Origin of the sequence: Mesorhizobium sp. M1A.F.Ca.IN.020.03.2.1 (assembly GCF_004023205.1) — a bacterium.
Taxonomy (GTDB): Bacteria; Pseudomonadota; Alphaproteobacteria; order Rhizobiales; family Rhizobiaceae; genus Mesorhizobium.
Window position 1 is genome coordinate 1 of sequence record NZ_RZSV01000246.1, and the last position, 7407, is coordinate 7407.

The 7407-nt window shown below is 62.5% G+C and carries 9 protein-coding genes; 4 read left to right on the forward strand and 5 right to left on the reverse strand.

Going from position 1 to position 7407, the window contains the following annotated elements; all coding sequences use genetic code 11:
• Nucleotides 1–120: 120 nt before the first annotated feature.
• The 3 genes from EOA79_RS26900 to EOA79_RS26910 all read right to left on the reverse strand — a co-directional run bounded on the left by EOA79_RS26900 (nt 121) and on the right by EOA79_RS26910 (nt 2419).
• Nucleotides 121–726 carry a transglutaminase-like cysteine peptidase gene (locus tag EOA79_RS26900; protein ID WP_067321612.1) on the reverse strand — a complete coding sequence of 202 codons (606 nt, stop codon included), beginning with the start codon at nt 724–726 and terminating at the stop codon, nt 121–123.
• 268 nt (nt 727–994) lie between these two features.
• Complete coding sequence (locus tag EOA79_RS26905) at nt 995–1609, reverse strand: PilZ domain-containing protein (RefSeq protein WP_067321610.1); 615 nt, start codon at nt 1607–1609, stop codon at nt 995–997.
• 171 nt (nt 1610–1780) lie between these two features.
• Complete coding sequence (locus tag EOA79_RS26910) at nt 1781–2419, reverse strand: PAS domain-containing protein (RefSeq protein WP_067321654.1); 639 nt, start codon at nt 2417–2419, stop codon at nt 1781–1783.
• A 420-nt stretch (nt 2420–2839) separates the two neighbouring features.
• On the opposite strand from EOA79_RS26910, the gene EOA79_RS26915 reads away from it, so the two are divergent.
• The 4 genes from EOA79_RS26915 to EOA79_RS26930 all read left to right on the forward strand — a co-directional run bounded on the left by EOA79_RS26915 (nt 2840) and on the right by EOA79_RS26930 (nt 6281).
• A complete protein-coding gene (locus tag EOA79_RS26915) occupies nt 2840–3577 on the forward strand; it encodes a rhomboid family intramembrane serine protease (protein WP_095824717.1) in 738 nt (245 codons plus the stop codon).
• 104 nt (nt 3578–3681) lie between these two features.
• Nucleotides 3682–4113, forward strand: coding sequence for a CBS domain-containing protein (locus tag EOA79_RS26920; protein WP_066989480.1), 432 nt, complete (start codon nt 3682–3684; stop codon nt 4111–4113).
• A gap of 175 nt (nt 4114–4288) precedes the next feature.
• Complete coding sequence (gene gatB, locus EOA79_RS26925; RefSeq protein WP_128293454.1) at nt 4289–5788, forward strand: Asp-tRNA(Asn)/Glu-tRNA(Gln) amidotransferase subunit GatB; 1500 nt, start codon at nt 4289–4291, stop codon at nt 5786–5788.
• 4 nt (nt 5789–5792) lie between these two features.
• Nucleotides 5793–6281: a GNAT family N-acetyltransferase gene (locus tag EOA79_RS26930; RefSeq protein WP_127246958.1), complete on the forward strand. Its 489-nt coding sequence runs from the start codon at nt 5793–5795 to the stop codon at nt 6279–6281.
• On the opposite strand, the gene panC is transcribed toward EOA79_RS26930, so the two are convergent.
• Together panC and EOA79_RS26940 are read right to left on the reverse strand one after the other, a co-directional pair.
• Nucleotides 6278–7141: a pantoate--beta-alanine ligase gene (panC, locus tag EOA79_RS26935; protein WP_095824714.1), complete on the reverse strand. Its 864-nt coding sequence runs from the start codon at nt 7139–7141 to the stop codon at nt 6278–6280. The genes EOA79_RS26930 and panC overlap by 4 nt on opposite strands.
• Nucleotides 7138–7407, reverse strand: a 270-nt coding sequence (locus EOA79_RS26940) for a 3-methyl-2-oxobutanoate hydroxymethyltransferase (RefSeq protein WP_206639273.1), incomplete at its 5' end; no start/stop codon positions are given. The genes panC and EOA79_RS26940, both read right to left, overlap by 4 nt.

Sequence of the window (7407 nt, forward strand, 5' to 3'; positions counted from 1 at the left end):
GGGTGGGGACTCGACCGGGCTTTTTCCAGGCACGCCGTATGAATGCGGCGTGCTTAATCTCTTCGTGTGTGCCGTTGCCCCAAAAGCCCTGCGCATCTTGGGGCAGCATGCATTGGGATCCTAGCGGACGCTGGCGACCGCGTCCTCGCGGCCGTCGTTGATCGAAACCCAAACGCCTGAATTCTCTGTCGATTGACGTTTGAGGTAGGTGTAGACCGTGTCGTTCCAGGCGAGCACTTTCGGCTCGAGATTGTCGAGGATGAACTCGCCGAGGCTGGTGCGCACCGTCAGCACCGCGTGGCCGTCGCCGTTCGGCTGGCGCACGACCGTCATCAAAAGGTCGCCGGCGGGGACACCGGCGGCCATTAATTCGCGGCGCTTCTCCAACGCGTAGTCCTCGCAGTCGCCGAAACCGTTGTCGGGATAGGCCCAGTATTCCTCGACCCCGTAGATCTCCATATCGGTACGTGGCTTGACGCGGGTATTGACCGAATTGTTGACCTTGATCATCGTCGCCCACAGCTTGCGGGTCAGCTCGACAGGAGACCCATTCGGCGTCCTCTCATTGCATTCGATGGGGATACGCTGGCAGAGTTCATAATGGCCGACGGGCTGGGTGGTGCGGCCACCCGTATGCATGAACAGCGGTCCCGCGCTTGCCGTGCCCCAGGCGGAAAGCTGCATCGCCATTGCCAAGAGCAACAGCTTGCCCCTCGTCATTTTCATTATGGTAGTTCTCCCCGTTTGAGAGAGACTGTGCCACGTTGGGATTTATTTGACGCAAAAACCGGAAGTAGAGATTGAGTAAAACGCCCGTAGATTAAATATAAAATTTGAACTATCTCGACTGCGGATTGTTGAGAATCTAAACCGGCCGCCGCACCCGGATCACGTGGCGTCTCGACATGCCGCCCGGCTGCTAGAAGGCCCTGATCCGGCCAACAAAAAACCGGCCGCTGGAGGCCGGTTGGATGCATGTCCGCATTCTAAGCGGTCAGGACCGCGGCGCGTTGAATTCCGAATCCAAGGTTTCCGGCCGCTGGATGACGGCAAACTCAATGGCGACGCCGTCCTCGAAGTGACGCACGACCTGGCCGCGCATCGTTCCCAGCATGACCTGCACGCCGATTGCTGGTTTGACGTCGATCTCGATCGCCGCGCCCGAGAGCGACAGGTCGATGATGCGGCACTGATACTGTCGCCCGTCGGTGAGCTGCAGCACGCTCATCGGATTGCGCGGCGCGACGCGCTCGTGGCGGCGGTCTTCCGGCAGGTCGAGCTCATGCTTGTTCGCAAGCCAGGTGAGCTGCGCGGCGAGCTTGTCCTTCTTGCGGTCCGAAGCGATGACGGTCATCGCGAAACCGTCCTGCGAGGTGCGCGTCACGATGCCTTCGATGCGACCGATGTGATCGATATAGGCAATGACCTTTTCCCCCGGCATGCCGACGCGATCGGTGCGCAAGGCGACATTGCCTGGCGACATGTCTATCACCTGGCACGCGTGTTCCGTGCGGTCCTCCAGCATGAAGCGTCCGTAGATTTTCACCCGGACACGCTGAAAATTGCGCCGCTCCACACGGGACGGCGCAAATTCCGCCGCTGACCTCATGACTGCCTACACCCCGTTGGCATTCCGCGCGACGTGCGAGGAATTTCACCGGAAAAAGCTACAGCAAAGCAGGTTAACAAACGGGAAAAAGCCGGCCCAAATGGGTTGGGGGCGGACGCCCACGCAAGGCAAAGGCCTGGACCAGATCGGGGCAAAATCTCGCGATCCGCTCTACTCGTTGCGCCCGCCGTCGAAGACGACGAGATGCCGTATCCGGCGTACGCGGCCGAGCGCCGAAATGGTCTCGGGCGCGTCGAACTCCGTCGGCACGAGCGACGGAACATCGATCGCCGGCCGGTTCTTCAGGAACATCGGGTCCTTGTCGGGATCGATGACCCGAATCGCGTCGATCAGGGCGTCCGCCAGCGGGTCGGCACCAAGCCAGAACGGCCGATCCGCGGCGCTGACGATGCCGAGGCAGCGAGGGCTCTCGACGCCGCCATCGAGCGGCAGCGCCAGCAGCTCGAACTTGCTGGAACGACCGTTTCGGCTGAATCCTTCATAGGTCAGAAGCAGCACCGATTTCTGGTCGAAGACGCCGTGGATGAGACGCGACATAAGCCGCTGGTCCTTCTCGCGCCAGAGCGAGGGGAAGGAAAACCCTTTGAGCTCGCGGCCGTAATAGGCGCAGAGCCTGGTGCCGGCCAGCCGGAACACGGCTTCGGCGCGTGTGTCGCGCTCCAGGATGAATGTATCGGCCAGGAGCGTCTTGATGTCCGCCGGCTCCACTTCCGAGCGTTTCGGAGCCGGGCGGCCATCACGCAGCCGGTTCCAATATTGGAACAGCGCGATTGATCCGTTCTGATTCATTTCCATTCCGCTCCGGCAATCTGTCTTTCTTGTTGTCCCATCGGCGAACAGACAGGGCGCCCTCCGATGACCTTCATGCGGTGCGGAGCAGGATGCGTGCCAGCATCGTTAACGTTTGTTCACGTCTCGGGGCCGTTAAGGTTAACAAGTGGTTTACGTTGCGCGCCGACGGGGCCTGTGGCACATCAAAAACCACTCCACAACGGTCGTTTCAGCAGCGATCGGCAGCGCTTCAGTCAGTTTTCGGGGAGCAGGGGACTCGACCGGCCGTTCAGGGAAACCTGGACGGCTTTCTTTTGATTCGCGTCGCCGATCCAGGCCCTATCCGATTCAGCTTGAGCGATTCGCGATTTGTGATTCGATCAGGCGTGAACTACATGCTCGGCCGAAATCGAGTCTCCAGCCATCTGCGAAGAGGCCATGAGCGAGCCGGTAACACCGACCGAAACCGAAATGCAACCAGACGACGAAGCGCCGGAGCCGCGCCGCGAGCCGGTGTTCAACTTGCCGCCGGTTGTGCTGGCGGTGATGGGGATCTGCGCGATCGTCTTCCTGCTGGAGCGATATGTGCTGAACGACGACCAGCAAATGACGCTGCTCTACGACGGAGCCTTCATTCCGGTGCTCTACACCGGTCAATACGGCTTCGACTGGTTCCTGTTCACGCGCCCCTTCACCTATGCCTTCATGCATGGGGGCCTCGCTCACATTGCCGTCAACATGGTGTGGCTTGCCGCTTTCGGCTCACCGCTCGCCAATCGTTTCGGCGCGGCCCGGTTTGCGGTGTTCTACGCCGTGACCGGGCTGGCTTCGGTAGCGCTGTTCTGGGCGATGCATCCTTATGGCGAGATGCCGCTGGTCGGCGCGTCGGGCGCGATCTCGGGCATGATGGGAGCTGCGGCGCGCTACGGGTTCCGGATCGATCGCTCGTCAGGCCAGGCGGCCTTCGCCGGCGAGCCGTTGCCGATCGCAATCGTGCTGCGTTCGCGCGGCGTCATGACCTTCCTCGGCGTCTGGATGGTGATCAACCTCGCCACCGGCCTTCTCGGCTTTGCGCCGGGGATCGAAGGACAGATCGCCTGGGAAGCCCATATCGGCGGCTTTGTCGGAGGCTTTTTCGGCGTGCGTTTTTTCGATCGGCCCCAGCCGTCCGAGTAGCGCTGCGGCGCACTTGAAATGCAACCAATCACGGCGCACCATGTTCACCGGAACGTGAATGCCGGTCAGGGCAGGAGCCGGCGGGCAAGGCACAGGAGGACGCCATGACTGTGAAGGCAATTCTTGAGCAAAAAGGCCATGACGTGTTCACACTCGGGCCTAATGAAAAGCTGAGCGAAGCTATTCGCATCCTGACCGAGCATAGGATCGGCGCGCTGGTCATCACCAATGGCGACCGCAAGATCGTCGGCATCCTTTCCGAACGTGACATCGTGCGAGTGCTGGCCAGGGAGGGCGCGGCCGCGCTCGATATTCCGGTCCGATCGGCCATGACGCCGAAGGTCAAGATCTGCAACGAGAACCACACGGTCAACGAGGTCATGGAGATCATGACGAAGGGTCGCTTCCGCCACCTGCCGGTGGAGAAGGACGGGATGCTCGACGGCATCGTGTCGATCGGCGATGTGGTCAAGCGCCGGATCGAGGATGTCGAGCGCGAGGCCGAGGAGATCCGGGCCTACATCGCCACCGCCTGATACAGGCGGGAAGGTGCCGCCAGCACAGCCCGTGGGCTTACAAGCGCAAGCTGCCTGGAGGCCTGCGCGCGGCTTTGGACTTGTCTCAAGGAACGGTTTGCACTAGCGAGTGATGCGATTTTCGCAACGCGATAAGCAAAATCGCGCCAGCCACAAATGCGACCCATAGGCCTCCATGAGCATCATCGATACCCGCACGCCCGATACGAAACGCCTGATCTCCGGCGCCACCGGCGACTGGGAAATCATCATCGGGCTCGAAGTGCATGCGCAAGTGACGTCCGAGGCAAAGCTGTTCTCCGGCGCCTCGACCTCTTTCGGCGCGGCGCCCAACGCCAATGTCAGCCTGGTCGACGCGGCGATGCCCGGCATGCTGCCGGTGATCAACGAGGAATGCGTCAAGCAGGCGATCCGCACTGGGCTGGGCTTGAAGGCCGCGATCAACCACAAGTCGGTCTTCGATCGGAAGAACTATTTCTACCCGGACCTGCCGCAGGGCTATCAGATCTCGCAGTACAAGCAGCCGATCGTCGGCGAAGGCAAGGTGATCGTCTCGGTCGGACCGGACCGGCAGGGCGAGTTCGAGGACATCGAGGTCGGCATCGAGCGCCTGCATCTGGAGCAGGATGCCGGCAAGTCTATGCACGACCAGCATCCGACAATGTCCTATGTCGACCTCAACCGGTCCGGCGTTGCGCTGATGGAAATCGTCTCCAAGCCGGACATGCGCTCTGCCGACGAGGCCAAGGCCTATGTCAGCAAGCTGCGCACCATAATGCGCTATCTCGGTACCTGCGACGGCAACATGGACGAGGGTTCGCTGCGCGCCGACGTCAATGTCTCGGTGCGCCGCCCGGGTGGCGCGTTCGGCACGCGCTGCGAGATCAAGAACGTCAACTCGATCCGCTTCATCGGCCAGGCCATCGAGTCCGAAGCGCGCCGTCAGATCGCCATCCTCGAAGACGGCGGCTCGATCGAGCAGGAGACGCGCCTATTCGACCCCAACAAGGGCGAGACGCGCTCGATGCGCTCCAAGGAAGAGGCGCATGACTACCGCTATTTCCCCGACCCCGACCTTCTGCCGCTGGAGTTCGACCAGGCCTATGTCGATGATCTGGCACAGCATCTGCCGGAACTCCCGGACGAGAAGAAGGCGCGGCTGATCGGCTCGCTAGGCCTATCGCCCTACGACGCCTCGGTGCTGGTCTCGGAAAAGCCGATCGCCGACTATTTCGAGAAGGTGGCCTCGGGGCGCGACGGCAAGCTTGCCGCCAACTGGGTCATCAACGACCTGCTGGGCGCTCTCAACAAGGCTGGCAAAGATATTGAAAACGCTCCGCTTTCGCCTGAGCAGCTCGGTACCGTCGTCGACCTGATCAAGGAGGGCACGATCTCCGGCAAGATCGCCAAGGACCTGTTCGAGATCGTCTGGAACGAGGGCGGTGATCCGCGCCAACTGGTCGAAAGCCGCGGCATGAAGCAGGTGACAGACACCGGCGCCATCGAGAAGGCGGTCGACGAGGTCATCGCCGCCAATCCGGACAAGGCCGAGCAGGCGCGCGCCAAGCCGACCATGGCCGGCTGGTTCGTCGGCCAGGTGATGAAGGCGACCGGCGGCAAGGCGAACCCGCAGGCGGTCAACGAGCTGGTCAAGGCCAAGCTCGGCATCGAATAGAGCGATGTTCGTCCGCACCGCCAGCGAGCACGATCTTGTTGCGATCCGCGCGCTGCTGGTCGAGACGTGGTATGCGATCTATGACGCCATTTACGGCGCCGAGCATGTAACGGCGATCACCGACGACTGGCATTCTCTTGCTTCGCTCAAGGCGCAGCTGGCCCGGCCGAATTCCGAATTCCTGGTCGCTGACGATGGCAAGCGGCTTGGCGGCATGACTTTCGCGACCGCCACCACCGACCCGAAGATCGTCCTTCTGAACCAGCTCCACGTATCTCCGGATTGTCAGCGGCAAGGGATCGGCCAGGCGCTGCTCGACGAAGTCGAGGCCAGTTTTCCGCAGATGCGGACGCTGCGTCTGGAGGTCGAGCAGGCGAATGCGGCGGCGATCGCCTTCTACGAGGCGAACGGATTTCGGACGGCAGGCAGGACAGCGGATTGCGGCGGCAGTTCGGGATGGCCCGCGCTCATCCTGGAGAAGCGGCTCGGCTAAAGCGCCGGCGGAGCGGCAGGGATTTCCACATTGTCGATCAGCCTGGTGGTGCCGAGCCAGGCCGCCGCGAGCAGGCGGCCGTCGCGGTCTCGTCGCCAGGGCGCGAGCGTTGCGGCCTCCCGCGCGGCGACGTAGTCGACCTTCCGAAAGCCCGCCCTGACGAGCGCTTCGGCAGCCTCACTCACCACACGTGCCTCATCCGCGCCGGACGCGAGTTCGGCCGCGGTCTGACGCAGAACCACGTTGAATTTGCGCGCGATCTCGAACTCGGCCGCGCCGAGATAGGCGTTGCGCGACGACATGGCGAGGCCGTGGGAATCACGCACGGTCGGCGCGCCGACGATCTCGACCGGCAGATCGAGATCACGGCACAACTGCCTGACAACGCAAAGCTGCTGGTAGTCCTTCTCACCGAACACGGCACAGTCGGGCGCTGCCTGCAGGAAAAGCTTGGCCACGACAGTGGCGACGCCGTCGAAGAAGGCAGGCCGAAAATCCGTCTCCAGGCCGGAGGAGGGGCCTCCGACCGAGATTTTGGTGGCGAAGCCGGCCGGGTACATTTCCGCCACGCCTGGCGTGAAGGCCAGATGCACGCCTGCTTCCCGCAGTTGGTCGAGATCGCGGGCCAATTGGCGCGGATATTTGTCCAGATCCTCGGTCGGCGCGAACTGGGTCGGATTGACGAAGACGGAGACGACGCAGCGCTCCGCCTTTTTGAGCGCGATCCTGACCAGCGAGATGTGGCCGTCATGCAGCGCGCCCATGGTCGGCACCATGGCGATCTTGAGGCCATCCCGGCGCCAATCCCGGATCTGCGCGCGAAGGGCCGCAACGCTCTCGACGACGATTGGCCCGCTCATGCCTGGTCCTTGCCCGATGCCGCCGAAAAAACGTGGTCAGGTCCGGGAAATGCGCGGCTGCGCACCTCGTCGGCGTAACGCGCCGCCGCATCCGCAATGGTGTCGCGCAGCTTTGCGTATTCCTTGACGAATTTCGGCACGCGGTCGACGGTCATACCGATCATGTCGTCTACGACCAGGATCTGGCCGTCGCAGTCGCCGCTGGCGCCGATGCCGATGGTCGGGATCGCGATATGGCGGGTGAGATCCGAAGCCACCGCCTCGAC